At 75.9% G+C, this 16,154-nt stretch carries 12 protein-coding genes; 7 read left to right on the plus strand and 5 right to left on the minus strand.

Annotated elements, in window-relative coordinates:
* Positions 1–8 precede the first annotated feature (8 nt).
* The 4 genes from VKK44_RS24425 (at position 9) to VKK44_RS24440 (ending at position 5,396) form a co-directional block, all read left to right on the plus strand.
* On the plus strand, positions 9–1,016 hold the full coding sequence (locus VKK44_RS24425; protein ID WP_343443541.1) for a cytochrome d ubiquinol oxidase subunit II: 1,008 nt from the start codon (positions 9–11) through the stop codon (positions 1,014–1,016).
* Positions 1,013–2,695 carry a thiol reductant ABC exporter subunit CydD gene (gene cydD, locus VKK44_RS24430; protein WP_343443542.1) on the plus strand — a complete coding sequence of 561 codons (1,683 nt, stop codon included), beginning with the start codon at positions 1,013–1,015 and terminating at the stop codon, positions 2,693–2,695. Before VKK44_RS24425 ends, cydD begins: the two co-directional genes overlap by 4 nt.
* A 169-nt stretch (positions 2,696–2,864) precedes the next feature.
* Positions 2,865–4,643 (plus strand): thiol reductant ABC exporter subunit CydC, encoded by a 1,779-nt coding sequence (gene cydC / locus VKK44_RS24435; RefSeq protein WP_343447887.1) that lies wholly within the window; start codon positions 2,865–2,867, stop codon positions 4,641–4,643.
* A gap of 57 nt (positions 4,644–4,700) precedes the next feature.
* A complete protein-coding gene (locus VKK44_RS24440) occupies positions 4,701–5,396 on the plus strand; it encodes a permease prefix domain 1-containing protein (RefSeq protein ID WP_343443543.1) in 696 nt (231 codons plus the stop codon).
* Between the two features lie 6 nt (positions 5,397–5,402).
* On the opposite strand, the gene VKK44_RS24445 is transcribed toward VKK44_RS24440, so the two are convergent.
* Positions 5,403–5,744: a PadR family transcriptional regulator gene (locus VKK44_RS24445; protein WP_343443544.1), complete on the minus strand. Its 342-nt coding sequence runs from the start codon at positions 5,742–5,744 to the stop codon at positions 5,403–5,405.
* Between the two features lie 116 nt (positions 5,745–5,860).
* Here VKK44_RS24445 and VKK44_RS24450 point away from each other — a divergent pair, with 116 nt between their 5' ends.
* The 3 genes from VKK44_RS24450 to VKK44_RS24460 all read left to right on the plus strand — a co-directional run bounded on the left by VKK44_RS24450 (position 5,861) and on the right by VKK44_RS24460 (position 10,687).
* The gene (locus VKK44_RS24450) at positions 5,861–6,856 is read left to right on the plus strand and encodes a DNA primase (protein ID WP_343443545.1); all 996 of its coding nucleotides are present in this window, start codon (positions 5,861–5,863) and stop codon (positions 6,854–6,856) included.
* Positions 6,857–6,894: 38 nt separating this feature from the next.
* Positions 6,895–9,342 carry a serine/threonine-protein kinase gene (locus VKK44_RS24455; protein ID WP_343443546.1) on the plus strand — a complete coding sequence of 816 codons (2,448 nt, stop codon included), beginning with the start codon at positions 6,895–6,897 and terminating at the stop codon, positions 9,340–9,342.
* Positions 9,343–9,466: 124 nt separating this feature from the next.
* The gene (locus VKK44_RS24460) at positions 9,467–10,687 is read left to right on the plus strand and encodes an ABC transporter substrate-binding protein (RefSeq protein ID WP_343443547.1); all 1,221 of its coding nucleotides are present in this window, start codon (positions 9,467–9,469) and stop codon (positions 10,685–10,687) included.
* 115 nt (positions 10,688–10,802) lie between these two features.
* Here the strand turns inward: VKK44_RS24460 and VKK44_RS24465 are convergent, their stop codons facing one another.
* The 4 genes from VKK44_RS24465 to VKK44_RS24480 all read right to left on the minus strand — a co-directional run bounded on the left by VKK44_RS24465 (position 10,803) and on the right by VKK44_RS24480 (position 16,032).
* Entirely contained in the window at positions 10,803–11,396 is a 594-nt protein-coding gene (locus tag VKK44_RS24465; protein ID WP_107157178.1) for a GTP-binding protein, read from the minus strand.
* A 1-nt stretch (position 11,397) separates the two neighbouring features.
* Positions 11,398–11,775, minus strand: a complete 378-nt coding sequence (locus VKK44_RS24470; RefSeq protein ID WP_343447888.1) for a DUF742 domain-containing protein — start codon at positions 11,773–11,775, stop codon at positions 11,398–11,400.
* A gap of 100 nt (positions 11,776–11,875) precedes the next feature.
* Entirely contained in the window at positions 11,876–12,280 is a 405-nt protein-coding gene (locus VKK44_RS24475; RefSeq protein WP_013731521.1) for a roadblock/LC7 domain-containing protein, read from the minus strand.
* Complete coding sequence (locus VKK44_RS24480; protein WP_343443548.1) at positions 12,277–16,032, minus strand: sensor histidine kinase; 3,756 nt, start codon at positions 16,030–16,032, stop codon at positions 12,277–12,279. The genes VKK44_RS24475 and VKK44_RS24480 overlap by 4 nt, the downstream gene beginning before the upstream one ends.
* Positions 16,033–16,154: the final 122 nt, after the last annotated feature.

Below are 16,154 nucleotides of genomic sequence, written 5' to 3' on the forward strand. Positions count from 1 at the left end.
GCCCGCCCGTGGAACTCGCCTGGTACGCCCTGCTCGGCCTCTTCTTCGCCGCCTACCTGGTGCTCGGCGGCTACGACTACGGCGTCGGCCTGCTGCTGGCCCGGCGCGCGGGAGCGGGCGCCGGTCGGACCGCGCTCACCGCGGTCGGGCCGTTCTTCCTCGGCAACGAGGTCTGGCTGGTGGCCGCCGTCGGCATCCTGTTCGGCGCCTTCCCCACGCTGGAGGGTGAGCTGCTCGCCGGCTTCTACCCGGTGGTGCTCGGCGCGCTGGCCGGCGTGGTGCTGGTGACCGCCGGCGTGCAGCTCCGCAGCCGGCCGACCGGCGGCCCGGCCCGCGCCGGCTGGGACCGGGTGGTGGTGGTCGGCAGCGTGCTGGCCGCACTGGGCTGGGGCGCGCTGCTCGGCGGGCTGCTCCAGGGCGTGCCGCTGACCGCCGACGGGCACGTGGCCGGCGTCGGCCACGTGGTGACCCCGTTCGTGGCCGCCACCGGGCTGACGCTGCTCGCGCTGGTCGCGGTGCACGGTGCGACGTTCCTCACGCTCCGGCTGCCGCCCGCCGACGCGCCGGCACTCGCCCGGCTGGCCCGCGGCCTGGTGCCCGCCGCGCTCACCGCGGTCGCCGCGACCACCGTCCTGGGCCTGCTCTCCGATCGGGTACGCGCTGCCGTGGCCCGGCCGGCGCTCGCCGTACTCCTGCCGTTTGCGCTGGTCGCGGCGCTGCTGGTGGCTCGCGCGGCGCTGCGCCGGGGCCGGGCCGGGGTGGCGTTCGCGGCGACCGCGACGGCGCTGGCGCTGCCGGCGCCGCTGGTCGGGGCCGCGCTCTGGCCCCGGGTCCTGGTGGCCACCGGTGATCCGGCGGCCTCGCTGACGGTCGCCGGGGCCGCCGCCAGCCGCCCGACGCTGGTCCTGCTGGGCTGGCTCGTGCTGCCGCTCGTGCCGGCCCTACTAGGCTTTCAGGCGATGTGCTGGTGGGTGTTCCGAGGACGAGTCGACGGCAGGGCACCGGTGTACTGGTGAACCGCCGCCCGTTCGATCCGCGTCTGCTGCGCCGGGTCCCCGCGGCCCGGCGTGACCTCGCCGTGCTCGCGGCGCTGGGCGGCCTGACCGCGCTGCTGGTGGTCGCCCAGGCCACCGCGCTGGCCACACTGCTGGCCACCGCGATCGACGGGCGGCTGCACCGGCCGGCGCTGGCCGGTTTCCTGGTGGCGGTCGCGGCCCGGGCGCTGGTGAGCTGGGCGCAGGGCACGGTGGCGGCGCGGGCCGCCGCGACGGTCAAGGCGGCGCTCCGGGCGGACCTGCTCCGCGCGGTCGGCCGGCACGGTCCCACCTGGGTCGCCGGCCGGCGGGCCGGGCAGCTCGCCACGCTGGCCGGGCGCGGCCTGGACGCGCTCGACCCCTACTTCACCGGCTACCTGCCACAGCTCGTGCTGAGCGTGACCGTGCCGGCGGCGGTGCTGGCCCGGGTCGTGTTCGCCGACTGGAGCTCGGCGCTGATCATCGCGCTCACCATCCCGCTCATCCCGATCTTCGGCGCGCTGCTCGGCTGGCAGGCGCAGGCCGCCACCGAACGGCAGTGGCGGCGGCTGTCGCTGCTCGGCGGCCACTTCCTCGACATGGTCGCCGGGCTGCCCACGCTGCGCGCGTTCGGCCGGGCCCGGGCCCAGGTCGACGTGGTGCGCCGGATGGCCGACGGCCACCGCGAGGCCACCATGCGGACGCTGCGGATCGCGTTCCTCTCCGCGCTGGTGCTGGAGCTGGTCGCCACGCTCTCCGTCGCGCTGGTCGCGGTGCCGGTCGGCATCCGGCTGCTCGGCGGCGGGATCACGCTCTCCACCGCGCTGCTGGTGCTGCTGCTCACCCCGGAGGCGTACCTGCCGCTGCGCGCCGCCGGCAGCCGGTTCCACGCCAGCATGGAGGGGCTCACCGCGCTGGACGAGGCGCTCACGCTGTCCGCTACCGACGCGCCGACCGGCCCGGCCACCGCCGGGAGCGCGACGCCGGACGGCCGCGGCGAGATCCGGTTCGAGGGCGTGACCGTCGCGTACGACCGGACGACCGCGCTGCGCGACGTGACGTTGACCATCCGGCCCGGCGACCGGGTGGCGGTCATCGGTCCGAGCGGCGCGGGCAAGAGCACGCTGCTCAACCTGCTGCTCGGCTTCGTCACGCCGACCGCCGGCCGGATCACCGTGGACGGGGCCGACCTCTCCGGGGCCGACCCGGACGCCTGGCGCCGCGAGCTGGCCTGGGTGCCGCAGCGGGCGCACCTGTTCGCCGGTTCGCTGGCCGACAACATCCGACTCGGCGCGCCGGACACCCCTGACGACGCGCTGGCCGCCGCCGTCGCCGACGCCGCGCTGGACGAGGTGGTCACCGCGCTGCCCGACGGGCTCGACACCCGGCTCGGCGAGCGCGGCCACGGCCTGTCCAGCGGGCAGCGGCAGCGCGTCGCGCTGGCCCGCGCGTTCCTGCGGGACGCCCCGCTGGTGCTGCTCGACGAGCCGACCGCCCGGCTGGACAGCGCCAGTGAGGCGGTGGTGCTGGACGCCACCCGCCGGCTGGTCGCCGGCCGGACCGCGCTGCTGGTCGCGCACCGCCCCGCGCTGCTGGCCGACGCCGACCGGATCCTGCGCGTCGAGGACGGCCGGGTCACCGAACTGCGCCCCACGACCACCGGCCCGGCGGTGACTCGGTGACCCCGCGCCCCCGCACGACGCCCCACGACCACCGGCCCGGCGGTGACCCGGTGACCCCGCGCCCCCGTAGGGTCCGGGCCGGCCGTGCCCGCCGGGCGGTGGCCCGGTGACCGCCGGCGACGGCGTGACGCCGGTGGGGCGGGTGCCCGCCGGGCCGACCGGGGTCCCGGTGGAGCCGTCCGGCCCGCCAGAGCCACCGGCGCGCGCCCGTCGGGGCGCCGAGCGGGCGGTGCTGCGCCTGGCCCGGCCGTACCTGGGCCGGTTGCTGGGCGCCGGGCTGCTCGCCGCGGCCACCGAGTTCGCCGGGTTGGCGTTGATGGCCACCGCCACCTGGCTGCTGATGAGCGCCGCCGGCCGGCCGCCGCTGGACCGGCTCACCGTGGCCATCGTCGCGGTCCGGGCGCTCGCGGTCGGTCGGGGGGTGTTCCGCTACACCGAGCGGCTCGCCGGGCACGACGCCGTACTCCGCATGATCACCGACGTCCGGGCCCGGGTCTTCGCCACGCTGGCGGCCCGGCGCGACGCCGCCGACCGGCGCACCGGGGACGCGCTCAGCCGGCTGGTCTCCGACGTGGAGGCGGCCCAGGACCTGCTCCTGCGGGTGCTGGTGCCGGGTGCGGCGGCGGCGCTGGTCAGCCTGCTCGCCGTCGGTGGCGCCGCGCTGATCTCACCGCCGGCCGCCGGCGTGCTGGCGGTCGGCCTGCTGGTGGCCGGCGTGGCGCTGCCCGCGCTGGCCACCCGGCTCACCCGCCGGGCCGCCGACGAGGTGGCCCCGTTGCGTGGCGCGCTCGCGGTGGACGCGGTCGACCTCACCCACGGCGCCGCCGACCTGGCCGCGTTCGGGGCGACCGGCGCCGCGCTGGCCGCCGCGAACGGGCGGGCCGGGCGGCTGGCCCGGCTGGAACGCCGGCTCGCCGCGGTCGGCTTCGCGGTGGACGCGGCGGGCGTGCTGGTGGGCGGTCTCACCGCCGCCGCCGTGGTGCTCGTCGCGCTGCGCGCCGACGTGAGCGGGGTGCTGGTCGGGGTGCTCGCGGTGGGCACGCTGGCCGCCGTCGAGGTGGCTCTCGCGCTGGTCGCCGCCGCCCGGCAACGGACCCAGCTCCGGGCCGGGCTGACCCGGGTCGCCGACCTGCTCACCGAGCCCTCGGCACCGGCCCCGTCCGTGGTTGCGGGACCGGTGCCGGACGGTCACGACGTGCGGTTCGAGGGGGTGACGGTCCGCTACCGGGCCGGCGCCGCGCCCGCGCTGACCGGGTTCGACCTCGACCTGCCGGCCGGCCGTCGGGTGGCGGTGGTCGGGCCGAGCGGGGCCGGCAAGAGCACGCTGGCCGCGGTGCTCACCGGCGCGGTCCGCCCCGACGCCGGCCGGGTCACCGTCGGCGGCGTACCGGTGGCGCAGCACCCGGCCGGACACCTGCCCCGGGTGGTCGGCGGCCTGCTGGCCGAGGCGTACGTCTTCCACGCCACGGTGCGGGAGAACCTGCTGCTCGGCCGCCCGGACGCCGACGAGGCGGAGCTGGCCGGGGCCACCGGGGCGGCCGGGCTGCGGGACTGGGTACGCGACCAGCCCGAGGGCTGGGACACCGTGGTCGGTGAGCAGGGCGGGCAGCTCTCCGGCGGGCAGCGGCAACGGTTGGCGCTGGCCCGGGCGTTGCTGGCCGCCCCGCCGGTGCTGGTGCTGGACGAGCCGACCGAGGGCCTCGACCCGGCGGCGGCGGACGCGGTGCTCGCCTCCACCCTGGCCGCCACCCCGGCCGGGCACTCGGTGCTGCTGATCAGCCACCGGCTCAGCGGCCTGGCCGGGCTGGACGAGATCGTGGTGCTGGAGGACGGCGGCGTGGTGCAGCGCGGCCGGCACGAGGAGCTGGTGGCGCGCCCCGGCTGGTACCGCGACCAGTGGCTGCGCCAGGAGGCGGCCGAGCGCGGCTATCTGGCGCTCGCGCCCTGAGCCGGCTCCGGGGATTCCCCCGACGCGGCCGTCGACCGGCGGTGGCAGGCTGGTGCCATGCGGGTGGAGCACGGTGGGGCACGGGTCGAGGACCGGCTGCGTGAGCTGTCCGGGCGGCTGCACGGGCCGACCCGGCTCAAGGCCGACCTGCTGACCGAGGCACGGCACGCGCTGGAGGACGCCGTCGAGGCGTACCGCGAGGGGGGTCTGCCGCGGGCGGAGGCGGAGCGGCGCGCGGTGGCCGAGTTCGGCACCGCCGCCCAGCTCGCGCCGGGCTTCCAGGCCGAGCTGGCCGCCGGCGCGCTGCGCGGGCTGGCGGTGCGCACGCTCGCGGTCGCGGCGGTGCTGATCGCCGCCGGGGACCTGACCTGGCACGGGTCGAGCTGGAGCACCGGCCCCCGACCGCCGGCGGGCTACCTGCTGCTCGCCTCGTCGATACACGGCATCTGGGGGCTGATCGCCGGGCTGGCGCTGGCCGGCCTGGTGCTCGGCGCGCTCGCCGCTCGGCGGGGTTCGACCCGGCTCGTCCGGTCGACCCGCGCGGTCGGCTTCGGGTTGACCGGTGGCCTGCTGGTCGGCGCGCTCGCCGGTAGCGCCCTGTTCGGCTGGTCGGTCCGGCTGTGGGACGCGGCGCTGACCTGGCCGCCGATGATCATCGGGGCGGTGGTGGCGTCGGCGGCCTGGTTCTCGCTGGCCCGCTCGGCCCGCTGGTGGCTGCTCAGCGCGCGCGGCCCGCGGTTCGCCCGCCGGTGAGGCCGCTCAGGCCGGCGTCGCGGGCGGCTCGTCCACGCCGAGGAAGCGGCCCACGGTGGCGCTGAACTCGCGCCAGCCGGCCCGTTCCCCGGCGAGCGCCCGGCCGCCCGCGTCGGTGAGCTGGTAGGTGCGCCGTTCCCGGCCGTTGACGGTGCTCCACGTGCTGGCCACCAGGCCGGCCCGTTCCAGCCGGCGCAGCGCCGGATAGATGGTGCCGGTGGGCAGGTCCAGCGCGCCGCCGCTGCGGGCCCGCAACGCCTCGATGATCGCGTAGCCGTGCTGCGCGCCCTGCTCCAGCACGGCGAGCAGCAGCGCGTCCAGGTGTCCGTGCAGCGCCTGCGCCTTCATGTGTAGAAAGCCTACTTGTGAGGCGTTCGGGACGCCACCGGGGTGCGGCTCCCGGTCGGAACCGGTTGCCCACTAGGGTATGTGCGCAGAGTCACTCGGCGGCGCGACGCCGCCGGGTGGGCACCCGAACGCACACGGAGGTCAGCGTGGCCCGCCAGTCGCCCCAACGGCCCGACGCCGACGAGCCCGAGCTCGACGACACCGACACCTCGGCCGCAGCAGACGAGGTCGAGGTCGACCGTCCGGCGGCGGACCGCGCCCTCTGGGACGAGGTGCGGATCGACCCGGTGGAGATCGCCCTGCCCGCCGGCACCGGCTTCACGCTGCGGGCCTACCGGCCGGCGCGCGAGCTGACCCCGACCGACGTCGACGAGCGCGACCAGGACGACCCGTTCCTGGCCCGCCGCCAGGTCGTCGAAGCCGAGGACGACGAGGAGGTGGTGATCCTCGACGAGGAGTTCGCCGCCCTCTCCGCCGAGGAGGACGACGAGGACGAGAAGTCCGACGGGAAGCGCCGCCCCGGCAAGGCCGACGCGGACGCCGACGGCGCCGCCGACGAGGCCCGGGCGGACGACGAGGACGGGGCCGACGACGAGGCGGACGAGGACGACGACGCCGCGGGCGACGAGGAGGTGCCGGTCTTCCTCACCCACAAGGGGCGGCTGCTGCTCTTCAAGACGCCGGAGTCACTTGTCACTTTCATCCGTTCCGGTGCGCCCAACGACCTCTCCCAACTGGACAGCTGGAATGAACTGTCCGAACGGCTGGAACCGGCCGACGTCGCCCCGCTGGACGAGGACACCTACGAGCTGGACCTGGTGGTGGAGAACCTGCGCGGCGGGCACGACGCGTGGGATCCGGCGCTGCTGATCGAGGCCGGCGAGGTCGCCCGTGACCTGGCGTACGCCCTGCGGCTACCCGCCGTCCTGGACATGCTCTCCGCCGGCTCCAGCCTGGACGATCTGGACGAGGCGCTGCGCGCTTCCGTCAACGGCGGGGTCGGTGGTTTCCTGGGTCGTCGCCGGCTGAAGAAAATCGGGGCACAAACCGCAAGTCTGGGTTGGCGCACCATTGTCGGCAAGATCTCTGCCGTTGTGGACTGGCGCGACTGACCCGGAGCGGGGAGCATCAGTCTCTGGCAGAGCAACCTGTGTCCCGGGAGGAGGACGACGCTGTGGCGCTCGTGCGCGTGTACTGCGGTCTGGCCTCGGCAGATCCGGCCGACCGAACGGCTTCGGCCGGAACGACGCTGACGTCCGCTGTGGTCGACGACGCAGGCCGTCTGCTGCACGTCTGTGAGATCGGTGACGAGCCCGCCGGCTACGCCCGGCTGGTCACGCTGCTGGTCGAGCGGTCCGGTGGGCCCAGCGGCGTGGCCATCGCCGCGGACAGCGACGACCACACCGTCACCTCGCTGCTCAGCGCCGCCGGTCGGCCGTTGGCGATCGCCGACGACGACTCGGTCGACGACTTCGCCGAGCGGTTCGCCGACGACGACTCGCTGGAGGAGATGCAGTCCCCGCCGGCCGAGCGCCGGGCGGTCGGGCTGGCCCGGGCGCTCCAGGCCGGCGCGCTCTCCGCGGTGACGCTCCCGGCGCCGCGCGACCTGGCCGGCTACAAGCAGGTCCTCTCCGCCCACGCGGCACTGGCCAGCGGGCGGCACTCGGCCGCGGTGACGCTGCGCGAGGTGCTCCGCGAGCTCTACCCGGCCGCGCTGCGCGCGTACCCCGATCCCGCCGAGCCGGTCGCGCTGGCGGTCCTCGACGCGCTACCCGAGCCGAGCATGCTGACCGGCACCTCGGCCCGGGGCCGTGACCTCGGCGTCGCCACCGACGCCGTCTCCGCGCAGCTGGCCGCCGACGGCCTGGCCGACGCCGACACCGTCACCGAGGCGGTGACCGCGCTCCGGGTCGCCATCTCCGAGACGCCCCGCCGGGCCACCGTCAACCGGGCGCTCACCGCCGCCGTCGCCGAGACGGTGCGGCAGGCGGTCGCCTCCGTCCGCGCCCTGGACGCTGGCTGCGACGCGCTGGTGGGCGCGCTGGCCGAGCGCACCACGCCGACCCCGGCCACCGGTCGTCGGGCCGCCGCCCGCCGCGGCGAGCAGGTCGACGACCTGGCCGTCACGGCACCGGCCGGGCTGCGCCCGGTCCGTCCGGCCCAGCCCGAGCCGCTCACCGAGCAGGCCGGCCGGCGCACCCGCCCCGAGCCGGACCTCGACGCCACCGAGCCGGCGGGCCGCCGCAGCCGCCCCGAGCCGGTCCCCGGTGGCCGGCGCAGCCGCCCGGAACCGGTGTCCGGGCCGACCGGCCCGGCCCTGCCCCGTCCGCTCGGCCCGCCGCCGGTGGCACCCGCGCCGGTCACGCCGCCGCCGGTCGCCCCCGCACCGGTCACCCCCGTCGCCCCGGCCGCGTCGCTGGGCCGCCCGACGTCCGCGCCGCCGAGCCGTCCCGAGCCCACCGGCGCGCCCCTGCCGTCGCGGGTGGACGGGCCGACCAACCGGCCGGTCTCCGCGCCGCCCCCGCCGCCGCCCGGGATCACGCCGATCCCCCCGTCCTCGCGTGGCACGGTGCCCCCGGCCGAGGCCGGCGAGCCGTTCCGGCCGACGCTGACCACCGCCGCGATCAACAAGGCCCGGGCCGAGCGGCAGCGCACCGTCATCCCGCCGCGCCCCAAGACCACTCCTCCGGAGCCGCCGACCGGTGGGTTCAGCGCCACCGACCTGAGCATTCCGGTGCCGACGCCGCGTCCGCCCGCGCCGGAGCCCGCCCCGCCGGGTTCCCGGGCCAACTGGCCGCTCGTCAACAACGGCGACGACCAGGCCGACCGGGAGCGGGAGGCACCCGCCTACCCGTACGGGCGGAGCGTGGACGCGCCGAGCGACCCGGGACGCGTCACCCCGCCGTGGCTCGCCGACGACCTGCCGCCGGAGCCGCCGATGCTGCGGCTGGTGGAACCGCCGCCGCTGGCCGACCGGGCGCTGCGCGGCGAGCCGGGTCGGCCGGCCGACCCGGGGCTGGACAATCCGCCGCTGCGGCTGGTGGACCGGGGCAACGCCGGCCGACCGGCACCCCGTGCCGAGCTGCCCGCCCCGCTGGAGCGCCGTCCTGCCCCGCTGGAGCGTCGTCCCGCGCCGAAGGAGCACCGGCCGCCGCCCGTCTCCGACGAGGGTGACGGCGACCTGCTGATCTTCGCGCAGGCCAAGTCCGCCTGGTTCGTCGGGCACGGCGACGAGGCCGACCTGGAGTGGGCGTCCACCGCGGACACCGGCTGGCAGGCCGCCGAGCAGGCGGCCCGCCCGTCGATCGGCGCGGAGACCAAGGCCGGCCTGCCCAAGCGGGTCCCGCAGGCCAACCTGGTGCCGGGCTCCCCGCTGCGCGAGGAGCGTCCGCTGCGGATCGTCCGGAACGCGGCCAGTCTCGCCGAGAACACCACCGGCTACTTCCGGGGGTGGCGGCGCGGCCAGGAGATCGGCGGCTTCGCCGTCGGCGGTCGCCCCGGCCGGGAGGCGGCCGGCGGCTGGGACTTCAGCCGGGACACCGGCGACCGGGACGACGAGCGGGAATACGAGTTCCGTTCCGCGGGCTACCGGTCCTGAGCCGGCCCGCAGGCGGCGTGTTCCTACCCACACCCGGATGATTTGACGCCAGGTCCGGCCGGCCGGGAGCATACCCGGCGGACCAGCGGCGGCGCCTGTTCGCCGGGGTGGGAAGGCGACTCCATTGGCGACACCGGCATTCGACTCCACCGTGCTCACCCGTCGGGGCGTCCTCGCGGTCGCGGCGGGCAGCCTGCTGCTCGCCGGTTGCGGGCCGCAGGGGCAACGGCCGGACGAGGGCGGGAGCAGCAGCGCGCCCGGTGACCAGAACCTGGTCGTCGGCGTCAGCCTGGAACTGAGCGGTCGCGGCGCGGCCCTCGGCGCGGTGCAGCGCCGGGCGCTGGAGATCACCGCGGAGTCGCTGAACCGGTCCGGGATCCCGGTCGGGAGCCTGCTCCGGTCGGTCCGGTTGGAGATCCGGGACAACGGCAGCGACCCGCAGGTCGCCGCGCGGCACGCCGCCGACCTCACCCGCGCCGGAGCACACGCGCTGGTCGGCGGCGTCCTCGGCGAGACCGCGACGGCTCTCGCGACCGCCGCCCAGCAGCTCAAGACGCCGTTCCTGGCGCTCGGCCAGGGGGACCGCATCGTGCTGCCGCTCGCCGAGCGCACGTTCAGCTTCAAGCTCACCCCGGACAGCATCGACGTGGCCCGCCGGATGGTGGACCTGCTCGAATCCCAGCGGATCCGGCGGGTGGCCCTGCTCGCCGCGGACGGGCCGCACGGCGACTCCGGCGTACGGGCGGTGCGGGAGGCGCTCGGCAACAGCAGCGTGGACCTGGCACGCACGCTGCGGCTGCCGGAGACCGGGCAGAGCTTCCGCGCCGTCGCCGAACGCGCCACCGCCGGCGACCCGGACGCCGTCATCGTCTGGGGCACCGCGCCCGATTCCGGCGATGCGGCCCGGGAACTGCGGCGGGCCGGTCACCGCGGCGCGATCTTCTTCGACGCCGGCGCGGTGGTGGACGACACGCTGCGCGGCGCCAACGCGAAGGCGGTCGAGGGGGCGTACGCCGTGCACCCGGCCTGCCTGGGTGGTTCCGCGTTGACCGCCACCAGCGGCGCGCAGGTGGCCCGGCGCGACTTCGACTACCGCTACACCCAGCGGCACGGCACCTCGGTCGGCTTCGCCCCGTACGCCGCCGACGCGCTCCAGCTCCTCGCGGCGGCGGCCCGGAAGGCGACCAGCCTCGACCGGGGCCGGCTGCGGGCGTTCCTCCAGACCCAGATGACCGAGGGCATCGCCGGCGGGTACGCGTTCAGCGCGGACCGGCACGGGGGCATGGAGGTCGACTCGCTCGGCGTCTACCGGGTGTCCCAGGGCAGCTGGACCCGGTACGCCTGACCTCGCGCCCGCGCCGTCCCGGCGGGACGGCGCGGGGTGGCCGCGTACCGCCTCCGGCGACGGACGGCAGGAAGCGCCCGGTGGCCCACGGCCATCGGGCGCTTCCGCGTGTCGGTCAGGCGGGCGCGACGGCCCGGGAGCGCCGCATGGTGAGCACGTACTCGACAAGCGAGATCAGCACGTGCTTCGTCGACTCCCGGTTACGGGCGTCGCAGGGCACCACCGGCACGTCGCGGGAGATCGCCAGCGCGTCCCGGACGTCCTGCGGGTCGTGGTACTGCATGCCGTCGAAGCAGTTGATGGCCACCAGGTACGGCAGCCGCCGGTGCTCGAAGAAGTCGATGGCGGCGAAGCAGTCGGCGAGCCGGCGGGTGTCGACCATCACCACCGCGCCGATCGCTCCCCGGACCAACTCGTCCCACATGAACCAGAACCGCGTCTGACCCGGCGTACCGAAGAGGTACAGGATCAGGTCACGGTCGATCGAGATACGACCGAAGTCCATCGCCACCGTGGTCGTCGTCTTGCCCGGCACCTGCCGGGTGTCGTCGACACCGACGCCGGCGGAGGTCATGATCGCCTCCGTGGTCAGCGGCGTGATCTCCGAGACCGAGCCGACCAGCGTCGTCTTGCCGACGCCGAAACCACCGGCGATAACGATCTTCGCCGACGTCACGCGCCCGCTCGGGGCCGGCGGCCGGTGCGACATGTCAGAGCCTGCGAAGTCCACTCAGCACCCTCTCCAGCAATTCAGTGCCCACCGCGTCGTCGGAGTCGTCCAGAACGGTCGGCTCGTGGACTGCGACCAGGCCATCCGTCGCCATGTCGGCGATGAGCACCCGGGCCACGCCGAGCGGAAGCTGCATCCGCGCCGCGATCTCGGCAAGCGACTGCACGCGTCCGTCACACAACGCGGCTATGTACTGGTGTTCACGGCCTTGGCCACCGTTGCCGGTGGCCATCGCTCGGCCGCGCACCGTCGTCTCGACGAGCGCCTCCAGGGCGATGTCGAGCCGGGGGCGGGTACGACCACGGGTCACGGCGTACGGCCGGACCAACGCTCCGGTCGGCTCGTCACGATCCGCCATGTCGCCGCTCACCTCCCTCGCACCCGGCACCGGCTCGCCCCGGTGACATCCGTCGCTTTCCTGGTTGTTCCCGCTCCTGACCCACCGGCCAGCGCGTCATTCAGCCCATCATCCCCACAGCCGTACGCGGCTGTGGGGTCAGGGCGTCGCCCACCCGGTCGACGAGCAGGGCCATCTCGTACCCGACCTGGCCCACGTCGCAGCTACGCGCGGCGAGCACCGCGAACGACGAGCCGTCGGAGATGGACATCAGGAACAGGAAGCCGTTGTCCATCTCGACCACTGTCTGCAGCACCGCCCCGCCCTCGAAGCAACGCGCCGCGCCCTGGGTCAGGCTGACCAGGCCGGAGGCGATCGCCGCGAGCTGGTCGGCGCGGTCCCGCGGGAGGTCACGGGACGAGGCGAGAAGCAGGCCGTCGGCCGAGACCGCGACCGCGTGCGCCACGCCGGGCACCCGGTCGGCGAAGTTGGCGAGCAGCCATCCGAGATCCTGCGTACTAGTCATCCTTGTTGCTCCTTCTGCCCGCTCCCGGCCACCGGGCCTGAGCCAGACTGCGAGGACTGCTGCCGCCCCGGAGTGCCCTCCGGGCCGGTCGTGTTGCTGTCGGTCGGGTGGTTACGCCCCCGCTGTACGCCCCGATGGTAGGCCGAGAGAAGACCCCGGACGGCCTCCGGCGTCCGCCGCTGGACTGCCGGTGCCGGCTTGTCGATGCTGCCCGGCACGAGCTGCGCCATCGGCGTGCGCTTGGGCAGGCCCTTCCGGGTGGTCTCCGCCACCGGCACCTCGGTGGCCGCCGAGGCGGCACGCCAGCCGTCGTCGGCCGCGGTCTGCCAGGGCGAGGACTGCTGCGGCGCCGTCGGCTGCCGGTTGGGCAGCCCGCCGGCGTACGCGGGACGCCCGTTGCCGTTCGCCGCCCGGTCGTCTCGCGGCGCTCCGCCGGCCGTCGGAGTCGGTGCCATCGGTGTGTTACCTGTCGTTGCGGATGTCGGCTGCGGCACCGGCCGCCCGGCGGTGTCCACCTTGGCGAACTGCTGGGTCGCGGCGCTGTTCGCCGGGGCGGCCGGGGCCGGCGCCTCGTCGTTCGGCCCCGGCCGGCGGGTGCGGAACCAGGCGGACTCCAGCTCCCGGAAGATCGGCAGCTCCATCGTCTCGTCCGCGTACCGCTGACGGTTGCCGGCCTGTTGCGGCGGCTGTGGCGTGGTCGGCCGTGGCGCGGGCGCCGACGGCGCGGCGGGCTGCGGGGCGGCGGCCGACGGCGTCTCCGCCCGCGGGACCCGCGGCAGCTCGGTGGTCATGTCGAGGCCGGCGGAGAGCCGCTCCGGCACCGCGGGAGCCGGAGCCGGCGTGGCCGGGGCGACCGGCGGCCAGACCGGCGGAGCGCCCACGTGCGGCGCGGGCGCCGGACGTGACGGCAACTGGCCTGCCGGCGGCGCGGAGACCGGGTTCCCCCCGGCGGGCTGGCCGGAGATCGGCACGGCCGACACCGGACGGGTCGGGAGCGGGTGGCCGGAGACCGGCGCCGCCGACACCGGACGGCCCGGGTACGGGTCCGCCGCCGGACGGCCCGAGTACGGGTCACCCGAAACCGGACGGCCGGAGTACGGGTCACCCGAGACCGGACGGCCGGAGTACGGGTCACCCGAGACCGGACGGCCCGAGTACGGGTCACCCGAGACCGGGTGGCCGGAGACCGGCACGGCCGAGACCGGACGGCCCGGGAAGGGGTGGCCCGAGACCGGGGCGCCGGAGACCGGCGGCAGCGGCGGCGCCGACACCGGCGGCGGCGTGTACGGCCGCGCCTCGGGGCTGCTGGGCAACTGCCGTGGGATCACCGGCTGCTGGCCGGTGGTGGCCGGGTCACCCTCGCCCGGGTTGCGTCGCTGGGGCAGCGGGTCGATCGGCTGGCCGTTCGACGACCGGGGCGGGTAACCGTCGCCGGCGCCCGCGTTGGCCCCGGTCAGGTCGGACCAGGCCGGCATCGCCCGACCGCCGTTGGCCGGCGTGCCGGCGCCGTTGCGGTGGGCCGGGTCGAAGGACCGCCCGCCGAGCGTGACCTGGTTGCCGGAGGTGCCGGGGTGCGGCGCGGGCGGCGGGGTGTGCGGGCCGTTGCCGAGCGCGGCCAGCGCGCCGAAGGCCGGCGCCGGGCCGCCCGACTGACCGAACGCCGGCGCCGGACCGCCCGACTGACCGAACTGGCCGAAGGCGGGCGCCGGGCCGGTCTGCTGCGGACCGGCGGCGGGCAGGGCGGGTGCCGGGCCGCCGCGGCCGGCGAGGGCGCGCGGCACCAGGACCGTGGTGGGCAGCGTGACGTCGGCGACGGTGCCCCGGTCGGCGGCGGGCCGCAGCTCGACCTTGACGCCGTGCCGGGCGGCCAGCCGGGCCACCACGACCAGGCCCATCATCCGGGAGACGGCCACGTCCACCTGCGGCGGCGTGGCCAGCCGGTCGTTCAGGTCGTGGAGCTGCTCGGCGCTGATGCCGATGCCCCGGTCCTCGACGTAGAGGGAGGCGCGGTCGCCGACCCGGCGGGCCTCCACCATCACGTGCGAGTCCGGCGGCGAGAACGCGGTGGCGTTGTCGAACAGCTCGGCGACCAGGTGCACCAGGTCGTTGACCGCGTGGGCGGCGACCTCGATGTCCCGGTCGATCACGCCGAACTCGATGCGGGTGTAGTGCTCGACCTCGGACTGGGCGGCGCGGAGCACGTCGATCAGGGCGGCCGGCTCGCGCTGCACGCGGGTGGAGTCCGCGCCGGCGAGCACCAGGAGGTTCTCGTCGTTGCGGCGCATCCGGGTGGCCAGGTGGTCGAGCTGGAACAGCTCGGCCAGCCGGTCCGGGTCCTCCTCGCCACGCTCCAGCCGGTCGAGGTGGCCGATCAGCCGGTCGACCAGGATCTGCGAGCGGCGGGCCAGGTTGACGAACATGGTCGCGACGGACGCGCGCAGGGCGGCCTGCTCGGCCGCGGTCCGGACCGCCTCCAGGTGGACGGCGTTGAACGCCTCGGTCACCTGGCCGAACTCGTCCTTGCTGCGGACCGGCAGCGGTTCGGCGATCTGGTTGGCCAACTGCACCGGGGAGAGCTGGCCGGTCACCTGCGGGTCGCGCAGCCGGGCCACCGCCTGCGGCAGGCCGTACTGGGCCACCGACAGGGCGCCCTGGCGCAGGTCGCGCAGCGAGCGGGCCATCGAGCGGGCGACCAGGTAGGCGAAGAGGATGGCCAGCAGCAGCATGGTGAGCAGCAGGCCGGTCTCCAGGAACACCTGGCGCTGGGTGTCCGAGCGCAGCTCATCGGCCTGCCGGACCACGTTGCCGTCGAGGCGGGACTCGACGGCGCGGAGCAGCTTGGCGTTGCCGACCATGGCCTGGTCCCACTGGTCCGGCCCGAACGGCGCGTTCTTCATCGAGCCGCTGTTGTTCGCCGACATGAAGCCGGTGAGGTTGTCCGCCTTGCGCAGGTCGGGACCCTCGACGGTCTGGTCGAAGAACTCGGAGTCGGCCGGGGTGGCGACGGACCGGAAGGTCGCGAGCGCCTGGGCCTGGGCGGTGCCGCTGGCGATGAACTGCTCGCGCAGCGCGGGACTGTACTGCCCCTGGGTGAGCGCCTGGTGCACGACCACCCGGCGCTGGGCCAGGTATTCCTTCTGCCGGGCCACCGCGCCGGCGGCGCGCATCCGGTCGCTGAGGTCGTTGTCACCGGCGAGCTGGGTGCCCGAGTCGCGGATCGACAGCAGGTCGTTGATCAGGCGCTCGTACGCCTTCTCCGCCTCGTCAATCTTGAGCTTGCCGTTCAGCACCTGGCTACGGGTCGCGGGCAGGTCCTTGAGCTGGTCGTCGATCTCGTTCAGCCGGACCTGGAAGTTGCGGGGCAGGTCGTCGATCTCACCGCGCTGCCGCAGGTAGGGGCCCTTGGCCTGGTCCACCCGCTGGTTGGCCCGGTTGTAGGCCTCCTGGTACTGCGCCCGGGTCTGGACTTCCTTCGCACCGAGGAAGAGCACCGAGCCGACCCGCTCGTCCTGCATGGTGTCGGCCAGTTCGCCCGAGTAGCCGATCAGGCTGGCCAGGTCGCCGGCCCGGTTGGCATTGTTGAGCGTCTCCAGGTGGTCGACCAGACCGCTGGTGCCCACCACGACCGTGGCGATGGTCGGCACGATCATGATCAGACCGAGCTTGGACCAGATCGGCATGTCGCGCAGCCGGCTCGCCGGCCGGCGCAGGCGCGACAGGAAGGAGCCCGCCGTCGTTGGCCGTTTGCTCACGTCACCGCCCTCGCAAAACCGCGTCCGACGTCACCTGCGGGCAACGCCGAGCGTCCGACCCGGCGGGTCGGACCTCCGAGATTCCATCACGCCGCCCCGCAAAGAGAAAGCCCAGGTTGTCG

The sequence above is a fragment of the Micromonospora sp. DSM 45708 genome, assembly GCF_039566955.1.
In the GTDB taxonomy this organism is placed as follows: Bacteria; Actinomycetota; Actinomycetes; order Mycobacteriales; family Micromonosporaceae; genus Micromonospora.

Excerpts from the sequence above, each read along its gene's own strand:
- VKK44_RS24440 (WP_343443543.1), top strand. The coding sequence starts at position 4,701 with ATGCGGGTGGAGCACGGTGGGGCACGGGTCGAGGACCGGCTGCGTGAG.
- VKK44_RS24445 (WP_343443544.1), bottom strand. The coding sequence starts at position 5,744 with ATGAAGGCGCAGGCGCTGCACGGACACCTGGACGCGCTGCTGCTCGCC.
- VKK44_RS24465 (WP_107157178.1), bottom strand. The coding sequence starts at position 11,396 with ATGTCGCACCGGCCGCCGGCCCCGAGCGGGCGCGTGACGTCGGCGAAG.
- VKK44_RS24470 (WP_343447888.1), bottom strand. The coding sequence starts at position 11,775 with ATGGCGGATCGTGACGAGCCGACCGGAGCGTTGGTCCGGCCGTACGCC.
- VKK44_RS24475 (WP_013731521.1), bottom strand. The coding sequence starts at position 12,280 with ATGACTAGTACGCAGGATCTCGGATGGCTGCTCGCCAACTTCGCCGAC.